Origin of the sequence: Micromonospora sp. B9E7 (assembly GCF_039871815.1) — a bacterium.
GTDB lineage: Bacteria > Actinomycetota > Actinomycetes > Mycobacteriales > Micromonosporaceae > Micromonospora.
Genome location: NZ_JBDPLX010000008.1, coordinates 207,303 through 222,586 on the forward strand (window position 1 = coordinate 207,303; position 15,284 = coordinate 222,586).

The following is a 15,284-nucleotide window of genomic DNA, read 5'->3' on the forward strand; positions in this document are numbered from 1 at the left end:
TCAGCTCTCGGCCGGGCGGTCGGTCGCGCCGTCGCGGAAGCGGGTCACCGTCTCGCGGTTCTCGTCGCCCTCCAGCGGCGCGGCCGGTGCGTCGTTGACCCGACGCTCGTCGCCCTTGCCGAGGAAGACCTGCTTGAACTCGCTGATCGCGTTGTCCAGGGAGCCGACGATGTCGTCGTTCCACTGGTTGTCGGCGATCCCGGCCAGCACACCCGCGTGCTTGTGCCGCAGGTACTGGAGGAACTCCGACTCGAAGCGCCGGATGTCACCCACCGGGATGTCGTCCAGCTTGCCCTCGGTGCCGGCCCAGACCGTGACGACCTCTTCCTGCACCGGGAACGGCGAGTAGTTCGGCTGCTTGAGCAGCTCGACCAGCCGGACACCGCGGTCCAGCTGGGCCCGGGAGGCCTTGTCCAGGTCGGAGGCGAAGGCGGCGAACGCCTCCAGCTCGCGGTACTGGGCCAGGTTGAGGCGCAGCGAACCGGCGACCTTGCGCATCGGCTTCACCTGCGCGGCGCCACCGACCCGGGAGACCGAGGTGCCGACGTTGATCGCCGGACGGACGCCCTGGTTGAACAGGTCGGTCTCCAGGAAGATCTGACCGTCGGTGATCGAGATGACGTTGGTCGGGATGAAGGCCGAGATGTCGTTGGCCTTCGTCTCGATGATCGGGAGACCGGTCATCGAGCCGCCACCCAGCTCGTCGGAGAGCTTCGCGCAGCGCTCCAGCAGGCGGGAGTGCAGGTAGAAGACGTCACCCGGGTACGCCTCGCGGCCCGGCGGGCGGCGCAGCAGCAGCGACACGGCCCGGTACGCCTCGGCCTGCTTGCTCAGGTCGTCGAAGACGATCAGGACGTGCTTGCCGCCGTACATCCAGTGCTGCCCGATGGACGAGCCGGTGTACGGGGCGATGTACTTGAAGCCGGCCGGGTCGGACGCCGGGGAGGCCACGATGGTGGTGTATTCCAGCGCGCCCGCCTCCTCCAGCTGCCCCTTGATCGAGGCGATCGTGGAGGCCTTCTGGCCGATGGCGACGTAGATGCAGCGAACCTGCTTCTTCGGGTCGCCGGTGCGCCAGTTGTCCCGCTGGTTGAGGATGGCGTCCAGGGCGACCGTGGTCTTGCCGGTCTTCCGGTCACCGATGATCAGCTGCCGCTGGCCCCGACCGATCGGCGTCATCGCGTCGATCGCCTTGATGCCGGTCTGCAGCGGCTCGAACACCGACTGCCGGGACATCACGTTCGGAGCCTGCAGCTCCAGCTCGCGGTAGCCCTCGTCGGCGATGTCGCCGAGACCGTCGATCGGCTGGCCGAGCGCGTTGACCACGCGGCCGAGGAAGGCGTCGCCGACCGGCACGGAGAGCACCCGGTCGGTGCGCTTGACGCGCTGCCCCTCCTCCAGCTTCGCGGCGTCACCGAGAACGACGACACCGATCTCCCGGACGTCGAGGTTCAACGCCACGCCGAGCGTGCCGTCCTCGAACTCCAGCAGCTCGTTGGTCTTGGTCGAGGGCAGGCCCTCGACGTGGGCGATGCCGTCACCGGTGTCGGCGACGGTGCCGACCTCCTCGCGGGAGACGTCGGACGAGTAGGAGGAGACGTAGCGCTCCAGGGCGCCGCGGATCTCCTCCGTCGAGATGGTCAGCTCGGCCATCCTCTGCTTCCTTAAAATTCAGGGGCCCGGGATACCTAGTACCAACCGGTCCGAATGGCGTCTGTCAATCCGGGCGCTGAGCGGCGGAGCCGCCCCGACTGGGCGGCGGAGCCACTCAGCCGCTGGGCGGCAAAGCCGTCAGCGCTTCGCGAGCGCGTTGCGGGTCTCGTTGAGGCGGCGCAGGATGGTGCCGTCGTACAGGTCGGAGCCGACCCGGACGCTCACGCCACCCAGGACGGCGGGGTCGACCGTCTGCTTGACGGAGACCTCTCGACCGTATATCGCGGTGAGGCTCGCACCCAGCCGACGCTCGTCCTCGTCACTCAACGGGGCCGCGACGGTCACGTACGCCACCTGCCGGTCACGCCGGTCGGCGGCAAGCTCCACCAGCCGGGTGAGCGCACCATTGAAGGAGCGCCCCCCGAACCCGCCGAGTGCGACCTCGACGAGGCGGACGGTGACCGGACGGGCCTTGTCGGCGAGCAGCTCGCGGGCCAGGGTGGCCCGCTGCTCGACCGGGGCGGCCGTGTCGGCGAGCATGTTGCTCAGCGCCGACTGACCGGCCACGACCTGACCGAAGCGGAACAGCTCGTCCTCGACCTCGCCCAGCTCGCCGGCCTTGTCGGCGCTGGCGAGCAGCGCCTCCACCCCCAGCCGCTCGGCGCCGTCGAGCAACTCCGACGGTGCCGACCAACGGCCGGAGACCAGCGCCACGAGCAGGTCGAGCGCGTCCGCGCCGATCCGCCCACCCAGCATGTCGCCGAGCAGAGCGCCGCGATCCTCGCCGGAACGAGCCGGCTCGGACAGCGCCCGGCGCAGCCGCGGCTCGCGCCGCAGCAGGGTCGCCACGGAGAGGATGGCGTCGGCGGTGGAGGCCACCGCCGACGGCTCCGCGCCGCGGACGTACGCGTCGAGGCGCTCGGCCGCGACCTTGTACGACTCCCGGCTGGCGGCCTGCATCAGCGGGCCCCCGTGCTCTCGAGACCGCTCAGGAACCGGTCGACGGTGCCCTTACGCCGTGCCTCGTCGGCCAGCGACTCGCCGACGATCTTGCTGGCCAGGTCCACCGCGATCGTGCCGACCTCCGCGCGCAGCTCGCGCACGATGGTGGCCCGCTCGGCGGCGAGCGCGTCCTTGCCGGCCTGGATGACCCGGTCGGACTCCTCCCGCGCCTTGGCGAGGATGTCCTGCCGGATGCCCTCGGCGTCGGCCCGAGCGTCGTCACGGATCTTGGCGGCGTCGGTCCGGGCCTCAGCGAGCTGGGCACGGTACTGCTCGAGCAGCTGGTTCGCCTCGGCCTGAGCAGCCTCGGCGCGCTTGATGCCGCCCTCGATCGCGTCGACCCGAGCCTGGAACGTCTGCTCCATGCGCGGGAAGACGAACTTCATCAGCACGAAGCAGAGCACGGCGAAGGCCACCGAACCGACCACGACCTCCTGCCAGAGCGGGATGATCGGGTTGTGGGCGGACTCACCACCCTCAGCGGCGAGGAAGTACATGGTTACCTCCCGGTCTAGGGGCGGGATCAGCCGGCCCAGATGAAGCCGAAGGCGATGCCGAGCAGCGCCAGCGCCTCGATGACGGCGAAGCCGATCCAGACGTACGGCAGGGTCATCCGCGACGACTCCGGCTGGCGGGCGGTCGACTGGATGTAGGCAGCGAAGACCAGGCCGACGCCGATGCCGGGGCCGATGGCGGCGAGGCCGTAGCCGATGGCAGCGGTGCTACCGGTGACCTCGGCGAGAACGCTAGCGTCCATTGGTGTGGTTCCTCCTGGTTATCACGCGTGACTCTCACGCGGGACGACAACGGATGGTGCGGTGGATCAGTGCTCTTCGGCGAGCGCGCCCTGCACGTAGCTGGCGGTGAGGACGGTGAAGACGTAGGCCTGCAGGCAGATCACCAGGAACTCGAGGAAGGTGAGCGCGATGGTCATCACCCAGGAGAGCACCGAAACGGGGGCCAGCCAGGCGTTGGCGCTCAGCATCGCGAAGCCGCCGAGCGTGAAGACCAGCAGGAGCATGTGACCGGCGAACATGTTCGCGAAGAGACGCACCGCGAGCGAGAACGGCCGGACGATGAAGGTCGAGAAGAGCTCGATCGGGATCAGCAGCGGCAGGATGTACCACGGTGCCGGCGGGATCAACGAGTTCTTGAAGTACTTGACGAAGCCGTGCTGCTTGATGCCGATGTAGTTGAACAGCACGTAGCTGATGATCGCGAGGATCGCCGGGAAGGCGATGTGCGAGTTCGGCGAGATCTGGAAGAACGGGATGATCGCGAACGCGTTCGTCAGCAACACGAAGCAGAACAGCGTCGTGAAGTAGGGGGCGAACCGCACACCCGCGTGCCCGATCATGTCGACCGCGATGTTGTTGCGGACGAAGCCGTAGATCGACTCGGCGAACCACTGCTTCTTGGTCGGCACCAACTGCGGGTTCCGGTAGCTCGCCAGGAAGAAGATGATCAGGACGCCGACCGCGATCCAGACCATCGCCGTGATCTTGGTGAACCAGTACGAGTTCTCCACACCCCAGGGCAGGATGCTGGGCAGGTAGAAGTCGTCCACCGTGGGTGGGAATCCCGCCTGGCCCGCTGCCAGAACGTTCGCCTGTCCGAACACCGCGTCCCTTCCTAAGTAGGCGTGCCGAGTCGGCGGACGACCAGGATGATGCCCCCGGCCATACCGAGCACGACGCCGATCCCGGTGGCGACGCCGCCGGTGTCGAGCCACTGGTCAACAAGCCAACCGATGAAACCCCACACGAGCATGCCTCCGATGAGGTAGCTGAGCGCGGTCCAACCCTGACCGGCACCGGACGGATAATCGTCCGGTTCACCGGCGGGACGGGGGGTTTGGTCACCAGCCATGACGGGGCGAACGATATCAGCCGGGAAGACGAGGCTGTGCCTCACCCCCCGCACAACCGTCGTTGTGTGGGCTTCGCGTGGGCGCCGTCGTCTGTGGGCACGCTACTCCCCTTCCGCCCGTCGGAAAATGACCGGAGGCCGACACATTGCGGCGCGTCCGAAAGGTGGGACGACCGTCAGGTCAGCTCTGCACCCGACGAGCGTGCACCGTGGTCAGCCACCAGATGTGTACCGCTGTCCACACTGCCACCCCGGCGACGATGCCGAGGCAGAGAGGGATCAAACCGGGCCAACCGGTCGACGCCACCGCCACCAGCACCACACCCAGCAGGCTGAACTTCAGCACGTACAGCCCCACGCCGAGCGGCAGCAGCAACTGCGGGTTGATCTGGTCGGCCCGGGCCAGCACCACAGTGGTGAGGGTGTAGCTGAGCACCGTGACGCCCACGCCGGCCGCCGCGCCGAGCGCGGCCGTCACGCCACCGGTCACCCCGCCCACCACCGCTGCCACCGCGGCGAGCGCCACCGACGCGGCCAACAACACCGGCAGGTGCCGCAGCCGCCACCGCCGGTCGCTGTCCGGCTCGACCACCCCGGGCTCAGCCACGGGGGTACGCCGGGAACGCCGCGACCAGCTCGGACACCTCGGCACCGAGCCGGGTCAACTCGTCGGCCCCGCCCGGAGCGCCGGGATCGGTGCGAACCGCACGGGCGATCAGCGTTGCCACCTGGCGCAGCTCCCCCTCCCGCATCCCCTGGGTGGTGACGCTCGGCGTGCCCACCCGGATGCCGGAGGCCACCATCGGCGGCTGCGGGTCGTACGGGATGGCGTTCTTGTTCAGGGTGATCGACGCGGCGTCGCAGCGGCGCTCGGCCTCGGTGCCGGTCACCCCCAGCTCCCGCAGGTCGATCAGGGCGAGGTGGGTGTCGGTGCCACCGGACACCGGGCGCATCCCCTCCTCGGCCAGCCCGGCGGCGAGCGCCTGGGCGTTGCTGACCACCTGCCGGGCGTACGTCTGGAACTCCGGCTGGGCGGCCTCGCGCAGCGCGACCGCCTTGGCCGCGACCGCGTGCATCAGCGGGCCGCCCTGGGTGAACGGGAAGACCGCCTTGTCGATCCGCTGGGCCAGCGCCTCGCGGCACAGGATCATGCCGCCACGCGGGCCACGCAGCACCTTGTGGGTGGTGGCGCAGACGACGTCGGCGTACGGCACCGGGGACGGGATCGCCCGGCCGGCGACCAGACCGATGAAGTGCGCGGCATCCACCATCAGGTACGCGCCGACCTCGTCGGCGATCTCCCGGAACCGGGCGAAGTCGATCAGGCGCGGGTACGCCGTGGCGCCACAGATGATCAGCTTGGGTCGGTGCGCCCGCGCCAGGTCCCGGACCTCGTCGTAGTCGATCAGCTCGGTGTCCGGCCGGACCGGGTAGCCGACCGGGTGGAACCACTTGCCGGAGAAGTTCACCCGGCTGCCGTGGGTGAGGTGCCCGCCGTGCGGCAGGTCCATCGCCAGCACCGTGTCACCCGGCTGCACCAGCGCGGCGTACGCGGCCAGGTTGGCGCTCGCCCCGGAGTGCGGCTGGAGGTTGGCGTGCTCCGCCCCGAAGAGTTCCTTGGCGCGGGCGATGCCGATCTCCTCCGCCCGGTCCACCTCGGCGCAGCCGCCGTAGTAGCGCCGGCCCGGATAACCCTCGGCGTACTTGTTGGTGAGCGTCGAACCGAGCGCGGCCAGCACCGCCGGCGAGGTCAGGTTCTCGCTGGCGATGAGCTGCAGGCCGCCCCGCAACCGGTCCAGCTCGCCGAGGACCACCCCGGCGATCTCCGGGTCGGTGGCCCTGAGCTGCGCGAAATCCGGCCCCCAGAAGGTGCTCGTCTCGGTCTCCACAGCAAACGAGTCTAGGGGGCAGCAGACTGGGACCCGTGAGATGCCTCGTCACCGGAGCCACCGGCTACATCGGCGGGCGGCTGACGCCGCTGCTGCTCGCCGACGGGCACACCGTGCGCTGCCTCGCCCGCAAGGCGGTGCGGCTACGGGACGTGCCCTGGGCCTCGGCGGCCGACATCGTCGAAGGAGACCTCAGCCGACCGGAGACGCTGGCCGCCGTGTTCGCCGACGTGGACGTCGCGTACTTCCTTGTGCACTCGCTGGGCCGGTCCGACTTCGAGGAGGCCGACCGGACTGCGGCGACCAACTTCGCGACGGCGGCCCGCGCCGCCGGCGTACGTCGAATCGTCTACCTGGGCGGTCCGCTGCCGGCGACCGACGCCGTCCCCTCGCCGCACCTGCGCTCCCGGGCCGAGGTGGGCCGGATCCTGCTGGCCAGCGGGGTGCCCACGGCGGTGCTCCGGGCTGCGGTGATCATCGGCTCCGGTTCGGCGTCGTTCGAGATGCTGCGGTACCTGACCGAGCGACTGCCCGCCATGATCACGCCGCGCTGGGTGCGCAACCGGATCCAGCCGATCGCCGTCCGCGACGTGCTGAACTACCTGGTCGGCTGCACCGCGCTGCCGGCGGAGGTCAACCGGGGCTTCGACATCGGCGGGCCGGACGTGCTCACGTTCCGCGAGATGATGCAGCGCTACGCCCGGGTGGCCGGGCTGCGCCGACGGATCATCGTGCCAGTCCGGGCGCTCACCCCGTCGCTCTCCTCGCACTGGGTCGGCCTGATCACCCCGGTGCCGAACGCGATCGCCCGCCCGCTGGTGGAGAGCCTGATCCAGGAGGCGGTCGCGGACGAACACGACATCGCCCGTTACGTACCCGACCCGCCGGGCGGGCTGACCGGCTTCGACGACGCGGTGGCGCTGGCGCTGGCCAAGGTGCGCGACGCCCAGGTGGAGACCCGCTGGTCGACCGCGAGCGGCCCGGACGCGCCCGCCGAGCCGCTGCCCAGCGACCCGGACTGGTCCGGCGGCACCGCCTACACCGACGTCCGCGAGCGGATGGTGGACGCGTCACCCGCAGCGCTCTGGCGGGTCGTCGAGGGTGTCGGCGGCGAACACGGCTGGTACTCCTTCCCCCTCGCCTGGTCCATCCGGGGCTGGCTGGACCGCCTGATCGGCGGGGTCGGGTTGCGGCGGGGCCGACGCGACCCGCACCGCCTACAGGTCGGTGAGGCGTTGGACTTCTGGCGGGTCGAGGAGATCGTCCCGGGCGAGTTGCTGCGACTGCGCGCCGAGATGCGACTGCCCGGCCGTGCCTGGTTGGAGATGCGGGTGCTGCCGACCGACGACGGCCGCAGCCGGTACCAGCAACGCGCCGTCTTCCTGCCGCGCGGGCTGAGCGGACACGCCTACTGGGGGTCGGTGGCCCCGTTCCACGCGGTGGTCTTCGGCGGGATGGCCCGCAACATAGCCCGCAACGCCGAACAATCCCGCTGACCCGGGCCCCGGCTCAGTTGCCGGTGCGGGCTCCGGTGACCTGGAAGGCGGTTCGCTCGCTGGGCGGGACGAAGTCGCGTACCGGTTGGTCGCGCAGGCCGGCCACGAGCACCTCGCCGACCGCGTCCACCATGCGGGCCTGCACCGCCTGACCGACCGCGTCCCGGGGGTCGTCCGGGTTCGCCGCCATGGAGGCGACCGCCAACTGCGGCGTGAACGCCACCACCGTCTCCGTCTCGTACCGTTCCGAGCTTCCGGTCTTACCCGCCACCGGACGGCCGACCTTCGCGCGCAGTTTGGGCGCGGTGGCGCCGTCGCATCGCCCGTACATCGACTGGTCGCCGACCGGGCAGCGCGAGGCGTCGGTGGCCGCCCTGGCCACGTCGGCGTCGAGCACCTGCCGGCAGTCCGGCTTGGCGGCGTCGACCGGGCGACCGCCCGAGTCGGTGATCGAGACCACCGGCAGCGGGGCGCACCAGGTCCCCTCGGCCGCCACCGTGGCGTACGCGGTGGCCAGGTCCAGCGGGGTGGTGGCGGCCACGCCCAGGGTGAACGGACCCCAGTTCTTCGCGCCGTACCGGGCCAGGTCGGCGTCGGAGTCGGCCCGCAGCACGATGCCGAGCCGCTCGGCCATCTCCACCACCCGGTCGGCACCGACCTTCTCGGTGAGCCAGGCGAAGTACGTGTTCACCGAGCGGCCGAACGCGCTCCACATGGTGCGGGGGCCGTCCATCGACGACGGGCTCGCGTTCGCCGGGCACCAGCGACCGTCGCAACTCGCCTGCCCGGTGACCGGGAAGCGGGTGAGCAGTTGGGTGGGTGCCACGAACTCGGTCGACAGCGGCAGGCCGGACTCCAACGCGGCCAGCATGGTGAAGAGCTTGAACGTCGAGCCGCCCTGGTACCCCTCGATCGCCCCACCGCCGGCGACAAGCTGGTTGACCGTGTTCGGGCGGTTCTTCTGCCCGACCGGGTTGTCCTGCACGCTGTAGGCGCGGTTCACCGACATGGCCAGCACCCGCCCGGTGCCCGGCTGCACCACGGCGGTCGGCACCGCCTCCGCATCCGTCGGTCGATAGATCTTCAGCACCTGCTCGGTGGTGGCCCGCTGCACCCCCGGGTCCAGCGACGACACGATGGAGAACCCGCCCCGGCGCAGCGTGCGCTGCCGCTCGCCAGCGCTCGCCCCGAATGCGGACTGGCTGCTCCACCAGCGGGTGAACCAGTCGCAGAAGAAGCCCCAGTCGTTGTGCGCCTCGGGCACCCCCGTGCAGTCGTTCGGGGTCTCGCTGGGTTGCAGCTGCAACGGTTCGGCCCGAGCCGCCGCCGCCGCGTCCGCCGGCACCTGTCCCGTCTCCACCAGCCGTTCCAACACGTACGCCCGCCGCTCCAACGCGCTGTCGGCGTCGCCGTTGATCGGGTCATCGCTGTCCGGCGAGCGGACCAGGCCGGCCAGCAGCGCCGCCTGGGCCAGGGTCAGGTCGGCCGGAGACCGGGAGAAGTACCGCTTGCTGGCCGCCGCGATGCCGTACGCCCCGGCGCCGAAGTACGCGATGTTGAGGTAGCGGGTGAGGATCTCCTCCTTGTCGAGTTCCCGTTCCAGCGCGAGCGCGTACCGCATCTCCTGGAGTTTGCGAACGGTGGTGACCTCGGTGGCGGCCACCCGCTGCGCCTCGGTCAGCCGCGGATCACTGCTGAGCACGTTGCGGACGTACTGCATGGTGAGCGTGCTCGCGCCCTGCCGGGTCTGGCCGTCGCGCTTGTTGACGGTGAACGCGCGCACCACGCCCCGCAGGTCGACGCCACTGTGCTGGTAGAACCGGACGTCCTCGGCGGCCACGATCGCCTGGCGCATCACCGGGGCGACCTCGTGCAGCGGCACGTCCACCCGGTCCTCCTGGTAGAAGGAGGTGATCAGGGTGGTGCCGTCGTTGGCGTAGAGGTTGGAGCGCTGGGCGGTCGGCGGCGTGCGGAGCGTGTTCGGCAGCTCCGAGTACGGCGTGGACAGGTTGCTGAAGCCGATCCCGAAGACCAGGGCCGCCGGCAGGGCGGCTGCGGCCAGCACCACCCCGGCCAGCACTCCGGCGATCACCACGGTCAGCAGTTTGTCGAGATGGGCCCGGATCATCAGCTCTCCCCGCAGGAGCCGGTCACGCTAGGACCCGTTCAGAATGACCCGGAATGCCCGATTAGCCCCTGGTTTTCCGCAAACCCGGAGGAAACTCGCACCGCACTCAGGGCAGCAGCGCGCCGGCCAGCGGGTGGACCGTCTCCTCGATCTCGTCGGCGACCCGGCTGAAGCACTGGTCGCCGCGACCCCACGGGTCGTCCAGATCGTCGGTGGGCAACGCCGACGCCCCCAACCGGGCGTCGTGAGCCGCCGCCACCAACGCCACACCCCGGGCGTACACCGCCTCCGGGGTCGCCTCGCCCGACGGCAACGCGGTGGCGTCCACCGCGGCCAGCAGTCGACCGAACTCACCCAACACGAAGGTGCGGGCCGCCGCGTCCGGCCGCAGCGCCACCACGTACTCCTGCTGGTCGGCCGTCGCGGTCAGGACCAGGTCGGCGGCGTCGATGTGGTCCGAACGCAACCTGCGGGCCGCGAACCCCTCGACGTCACCACCACGGCCGGTCACCTGTCGCGCCGCCGGCGGGTTCATCTCCTCGCCCGCGTGCCAACCGCCCGTTCCCGCGCTGTGGCTGTGCACCAACTCCTCGGCCCGAGCCGGATCCTCCGCACGCCGCGTCAAACGCTCCCGCACCGCCAGAGCGAGCAACCGCTCCGCCATCGGCGAGCGGCAGATATTGCCCATGCAGACGTGCAGAACCGTGAACGGGGGCACTCAGACCCCCCGACCGTCGACGAGATCCGGTACGACGTCCCGCAGCTTCTCCAACGGGATCGCCCCCGCCCGCAGCAACTGCGGCACCTCACCGGTCAGATCCACGATCGTGCTGGGCACCGGGTCCGGGCAGGGCCCCGCCTCCAGGTAGGCCCGCACCGAGTAGCTGAGCTGGTCACGCGCCTCCTCGGCGGTCACCGCGGCGGGCTGCCCGGTCTTGTTGGCCGACGACACCGCCATCGGACCGGTCTCGCGCAGCACCTCCAGCGCCACCGGGTGCAGCGGCATCCGCACCGCCACCGTGCCCGTCTTGTCGCCCAGGTCCCACTGCAGGCTCGGCGAGTGCTCGATGACGATCGTCAGGGCACCCGGCCAGAACGCCTCCACGAGGTCACGAGCGGCCGTGGGCAGCGAGAAGACCAACCCGTCCAGGGTGTGCCGCGAGCCGATCAGCACCGGAGGCGGCATCTGCCGACCCCGGCCCTTGGCATCCAGCAGCGCCTTGACCGCGTACGGGGTGAACGCGTCCGCGCCGATCCCGTACACGGTGTCCGTCGGGAGGACGACCAGCTCGCCGTTCTTGACCGCCTCGATCGCCGCAGCGATGCCGCGGTCCCGGTCGGCGGGCGACCGGCAGTCGTAGAGCATCACGAGGAGTCAGTCTGCCACGCCGCACCGATCGGGGCGCCCTGGCCGTCCGCCCGTCGGGACGCGGTGGCGAAGCGAGGGCGCCCGGCGAGGTCCCGGTGCTCCGTGACAGCGCGGAACCCGCCGTCCTCGGCGAGCAGCCCGGGCACCGCCGAACCGTGCGTGTCGTCGTGCTCGACCCCGAACGCGCCACCGGGGCGCAGCAGCGCCACCGCTCGCGTGACGACCGGCCGGATCACCGCCAGACCGTCCGTGCCCCCGAAGACCGCCTCCGCCGGATCGTGCCCGGCCACCTCCGGCGGAACCACCACGTCGTCCGGCACGTACGGCGGGTTGCACAGCAGCACGTCCACCCGGCCGACCAGATCCGCCAGCAGATCCGGAGCGGTCACGTCGGCCTCGACCACCTCGATCGGCCGGTCCCCCGCCCTGGCCCGCTCGGCCGCGTTGCGCCGCAACCAGGCCAACGCCGCCGGGGACCGTTCCACCGCGATCACCCGCGCCGCCGGCAGCTCCTGGGCCACCGCCAGCGCGATCGCGCCCGAGCCGCTGCACAGGTCGACCACCACCGGGTCGGGCCGCCCCCGGGCCTGCTCGACACCCCACCCGGCCAGCAACTCGGTCTCCGGCCGGGGCACGAAGACACCCGGGCCGACCAACAACTCAAGATGCCGGAACCCGGCCCGACCGGTCAGATGCTGCAACGGCTCCCGCCCAGCGCGACGACGCGTCAACTCGTCGAGCCGCGCCACCTGGTCGTCACCGAGATCGTCGGCGAGCGCCAACCGACCCCGGGGCACCCCGAGCACGTACGCGGCCAGCAACTCGGCCTCCACCCGGGCCGAGCCGACCCCGGCGGCGGCGAGCAGCCGGGCCGCTCGGGCCACCGCGGCGGAAGGCCGGACGGGACCTGTCCCTTCGGGGGGGTGTTGCGGCAAAGTACTCACGACATAATCATGAAGCGTCGCGGGCGACGTGACGAACGGGTGCGCCAGGGCGCACGGCAGGAGGTTGGCGGGTGGGCTGGCTCGACCGGGTCGATGACCAGGTTGATGCGCTCACGCGCGCCCGGGCATTGCAGGAGGCCAGCCGTTCCGCGGAGGCGTACGTCCTGCTGGAGCGTGTGATCCGCACCACCACCGACCCGGCGGCGCGAGCGGACGCGATGGTGCAGCGCCTCTCCGCGCTGATCAATCTCGGTCGGACCGCGGAGTTCACCCGGGCCATCGAGGAGGCATCCGCGGCGGTCCGCGACCTCGCCGAGCCATACCTGCACGGGCACCTCAACGCGCTGGCCGCTCTCGCCGCCCACCACCAGGGCGCACTGGACCGCTGCGTCATGCACCTCGTCAGAGCCGCCCGCGCCCTCGGCGCGGTGGAGGACCCGGACCGGGACACCGCGTGGGGCTGGCACGACCTGGCGATGGCCTACAGCTACCTCAGCTTCCACGGGTACGCCCTGGGGGCCATCGAGCGGGCCCGGCAGCTCGGGATGACCGCCGGGATCCCGGAGGAGACGTTCGCCGCGCCAGGCATCCGGTTGCGCAACGCGGTGGCACTGGACCACAACGGCGACAGCGACGGTTGCCTGCGGGTGCTCCGGGACGTGGCCTCCGACCTGGCCCGCTTCGTCCGCACCGGGCGGGCCGGCCAGCTCCGCCCGAGCAGCCTCGCCGCGTACGGCTACGCGGCGGCTCGACAGGCGGCCCTCGGCGACCAGGTGGAGACCAGCGGGGACGCCGAGCCGGCCCGATTGCTCAGCCACGGTGGGGACAGCGCCCGCGCCCGCGACATGCGTCAGCTCGGCCAGGTGTGCCTCGCCGTGGCCGACGGGCGGCCGATCGAGGCGGTCACCCGGCTGGGCACCGTCCAGGTGTCCAACGAGACGCTCGGGGCGGCCGAGCCGGCCCGACTGCGCAGCATCGCGCTGACCCGCGCCGGTGACCACCCGGCGGCACACCGGGCCGACCGTCTGGCGTTCCGGCTCGCCGCCCAGCGCAACGACCGGCTGCGGGACGTCTACATCGACGGCATCGCCGCCCGGATCGACCACGAGGAGATGCGCCGCGAGGCAGCCCGCTTCGAGGGCGAGGCGTTGACCGACCCGCTGACCGGGCTGCCCAACCGGCGTCGACTGGAGCGGTACATCACCGCCGTCGTCACCCGGGGCGAGCGGGTGGTCATCGGCGTCTGCGACCTGGACGGCTTCAAGGCGGTCAACACCCGGCACGGGCACCACTCGGGTGATCTGGTGCTCCAACGCATCGCCGGCGTCATCAACCGGGTGATGCGCCGGGGCGACTTCGTGGCCCGCTACGGCGGTGACGAGTTCGTGGTGGTGCTGCCGGACACCAACATGGCCGAGGCCGCCGAGGTGGCCCGCCGGATCGAGGCCGCGGTCCGACTGGAGGACTGGGAGTCGCTGGTGCCGGGGACGCCGGTCGGGGTGAGCATCGGCTTCGCGGAGGTCTCCGGCGGCAGCGGGTTGCGCGACGCGCTCAGCCTCGCCTTCGAGCTGGCCGACCGGGAGATGCTCCGCGCCAAGTCCCGCCCCCGCGCGAGCTGATCATCAGAGCTGGCGTCGATCAAGGAGTCGTGGTGCCTCACCAAAGGCCCACGATGCAACAAACCGCCCACCACAACCCCATGATCGACGGGGACGGACGCGGGCGGCCCGCGGTCAGCGGCGGGTCAGCTCGGTGTCGCCGGCGAGCCGGGCGGCGCGGTCGGCCTCGGTGAGGGCGTCCAGCACCCCGTCCAGTTCGCCGGCGAGCGCCAGATCGAGGTTGTACGCCGTGTAGCCGATCCGGTGATCGGTGATCCGGTTCTGCGGGAAGTTGTAGGTGCGGATCCGCTCCGAGCGGTCCACCGTACGCACCTGCGCCTTCCGGGCATCGGAGGCGGCGGCGTCGGCCTGCTCCTGGGCGTTGGCGAGGAGTCGGGCCCGCAGGATCCGCATCGCCTGCTCCCGGTTCTGCAACTGGGACTTCTCGTTCTGGCAGGAGACGACGATGCCGGTCGGCAGGTGGGTGATCCGTACCGCCGAGTCGGTGGTGTTCACCGACTGACCACCCGGGCCGGACGAGCGGAACACGTCGATGCGCAGGTCGTTCTGGTCGATCGTGACGTCGACGTCCTCGGCCTCCGGCAGCACCAGCACCCCCGCGGCGCTGGTGTGGATCCGCCCCTGCGACTCGGTCACCGGGACGCGTTGCACCCGGTGCACGCCGCCCTCCCACTTGAGTCGCGACCACACGCCGTTGCCGCCGTCCGGCACACCCTTGGTCTTGATCGCCAGGGAGACGTCCTTGACCCCGCCGAGGTCGGAATCCTGTGCGTCGATCACCTCGGTGACCCAGCCGTGCCGCTCGGCGTAGCGGGTGTACATCCGTAGCAGGTCACCGGCGAACAGCGCCGACTCCTCACCGCCCTCGCCGGCCTTGATCTCGACGATCACGTCCTTGGCGTCGTGCGGGTCACGAGGAATGAGCAGCTCGGCGAGGCGTTCCTCCAGCACCGGCAGGGACGCGGCGATGGACTCCGCCTCAGCCGCGAAGGAGGCGTCCTCGGCGGCCAGCTCGCGAGCCGCGACGAGGTCGGCGCGGGCCTGTTCCAGCTCGCTGGCAGCCTTGTGCAGCGGCACCAGCTCGGCGTACCGGCGGCCGACCCTGCGGGCGGTGGCCTGGTCGGCGTGGATGGCCGGATCGGCCAGCCGCTTCTCCAGCTCCGCGTACTCGTCGAGGAGGCCGGCCAGACGCTCGCTGCTCATGCTGCGGATGCTCCTTCGACGGTGCGCGGCGGGCCGGGATGGCCGTCGGCCGGGCGGAAAGTTGGTAAAACACGGACGGCGCCCGCGTCCGGCGGAAAACCGGACACGGGCG

General features: G+C 71.2%; 15 protein-coding genes. 2 read left to right on the forward strand and 13 right to left on the reverse strand.

Annotated features, from left to right (window positions below; all coding sequences use genetic code 11):
• The 8 genes from atpA to glyA form a co-directional block, all read right to left on the reverse strand.
• Nucleotides 1-1,653, reverse strand: coding sequence for a F0F1 ATP synthase subunit alpha (gene atpA / locus ABGB10_RS16050; protein ID WP_347661629.1), 1,653 nt, complete (start codon nt 1,651-1,653; stop codon nt 1-3).
• A gap of 138 nt (nt 1,654-1,791) precedes the next feature.
• On the reverse strand, nt 1,792-2,613 hold the full coding sequence (locus ABGB10_RS16055) for a F0F1 ATP synthase subunit delta (RefSeq protein WP_347661630.1): 822 nt from the start codon (nt 2,611-2,613) through the stop codon (nt 1,792-1,794).
• Complete coding sequence (locus ABGB10_RS16060; RefSeq protein WP_030333175.1) at nt 2,613-3,152, reverse strand: F0F1 ATP synthase subunit B; 540 nt, start codon at nt 3,150-3,152, stop codon at nt 2,613-2,615. Before ABGB10_RS16060 ends, ABGB10_RS16055 begins: the two co-directional genes overlap by 1 nt.
• 26 nt (nt 3,153-3,178) lie before the next feature.
• Nucleotides 3,179-3,412, reverse strand: coding sequence for an ATP synthase subunit C (locus tag ABGB10_RS16065; protein WP_067312849.1), 234 nt, complete (start codon nt 3,410-3,412; stop codon nt 3,179-3,181).
• A gap of 66 nt (nt 3,413-3,478) precedes the next feature.
• Entirely contained in the window at nt 3,479-4,276 is a 798-nt protein-coding gene (gene atpB / locus ABGB10_RS16070) for a F0F1 ATP synthase subunit A (protein ID WP_347661631.1), read from the reverse strand.
• Between the two features lie 11 nt (nt 4,277-4,287).
• Complete coding sequence (locus ABGB10_RS16075) at nt 4,288-4,524, reverse strand: AtpZ/AtpI family protein (RefSeq protein WP_088991414.1); 237 nt, start codon at nt 4,522-4,524, stop codon at nt 4,288-4,290.
• A 181-nt stretch (nt 4,525-4,705) separates the two neighbouring features.
• On the reverse strand, nt 4,706-5,131 hold the full coding sequence (locus ABGB10_RS16080) for a hypothetical protein (RefSeq protein ID WP_347661632.1): 426 nt from the start codon (nt 5,129-5,131) through the stop codon (nt 4,706-4,708).
• Nucleotides 5,124-6,413, reverse strand: coding sequence for a serine hydroxymethyltransferase (gene glyA / locus ABGB10_RS16085; protein ID WP_347661633.1), 1,290 nt, complete (start codon nt 6,411-6,413; stop codon nt 5,124-5,126). Before glyA ends, ABGB10_RS16080 begins: the two co-directional genes overlap by 8 nt.
• A gap of 35 nt (nt 6,414-6,448) precedes the next feature.
• On the opposite strand from glyA, the gene ABGB10_RS16090 reads away from it, so the two are divergent.
• The gene (locus ABGB10_RS16090) at nt 6,449-7,909 is read left to right on the forward strand and encodes an SDR family oxidoreductase (RefSeq protein ID WP_347661634.1); all 1,461 of its coding nucleotides are present in this window, start codon (nt 6,449-6,451) and stop codon (nt 7,907-7,909) included.
• Between the two features lie 13 nt (nt 7,910-7,922).
• Here ABGB10_RS16090 and ABGB10_RS16095 read toward each other — a convergent pair whose 3' ends face one another.
• The 4 genes from ABGB10_RS16095 to prmC all read right to left on the reverse strand — a co-directional run bounded on the left by ABGB10_RS16095 (nt 7,923) and on the right by prmC (nt 12,350).
• Nucleotides 7,923-10,037 carry a transglycosylase domain-containing protein gene (locus ABGB10_RS16095; RefSeq protein WP_347661635.1) on the reverse strand — a complete coding sequence of 705 codons (2,115 nt, stop codon included), beginning with the start codon at nt 10,035-10,037 and terminating at the stop codon, nt 7,923-7,925.
• A gap of 106 nt (nt 10,038-10,143) precedes the next feature.
• Nucleotides 10,144-10,755, reverse strand: a complete 612-nt coding sequence (locus tag ABGB10_RS16100) for a phosphotyrosine protein phosphatase (protein WP_347661636.1) — start codon at nt 10,753-10,755, stop codon at nt 10,144-10,146.
• Nucleotides 10,756-11,403 carry an L-threonylcarbamoyladenylate synthase gene (locus tag ABGB10_RS16105; protein WP_088987874.1) on the reverse strand — a complete coding sequence of 216 codons (648 nt, stop codon included), beginning with the start codon at nt 11,401-11,403 and terminating at the stop codon, nt 10,756-10,758.
• Nucleotides 11,403-12,350 (reverse strand): peptide chain release factor N(5)-glutamine methyltransferase, encoded by a 948-nt coding sequence (gene prmC, locus ABGB10_RS16110; protein WP_347661637.1) that lies wholly within the window; start codon nt 12,348-12,350, stop codon nt 11,403-11,405. Before prmC ends, ABGB10_RS16105 begins: the two co-directional genes overlap by 1 nt.
• 71 nt (nt 12,351-12,421) lie before the next feature.
• Here prmC and ABGB10_RS16115 point away from each other — a divergent pair, with 71 nt between their 5' ends.
• Nucleotides 12,422-13,969, forward strand: a complete 1,548-nt coding sequence (locus tag ABGB10_RS16115) for a GGDEF domain-containing protein (RefSeq protein WP_347661638.1) — start codon at nt 12,422-12,424, stop codon at nt 13,967-13,969.
• A gap of 114 nt (nt 13,970-14,083) precedes the next feature.
• Here ABGB10_RS16115 and prfA read toward each other — a convergent pair whose 3' ends face one another.
• Complete coding sequence (prfA, locus tag ABGB10_RS16120) at nt 14,084-15,172, reverse strand: peptide chain release factor 1 (RefSeq protein ID WP_347661639.1); 1,089 nt, start codon at nt 15,170-15,172, stop codon at nt 14,084-14,086.
• Nucleotides 15,173-15,284 lie beyond the last annotated feature (112 nt).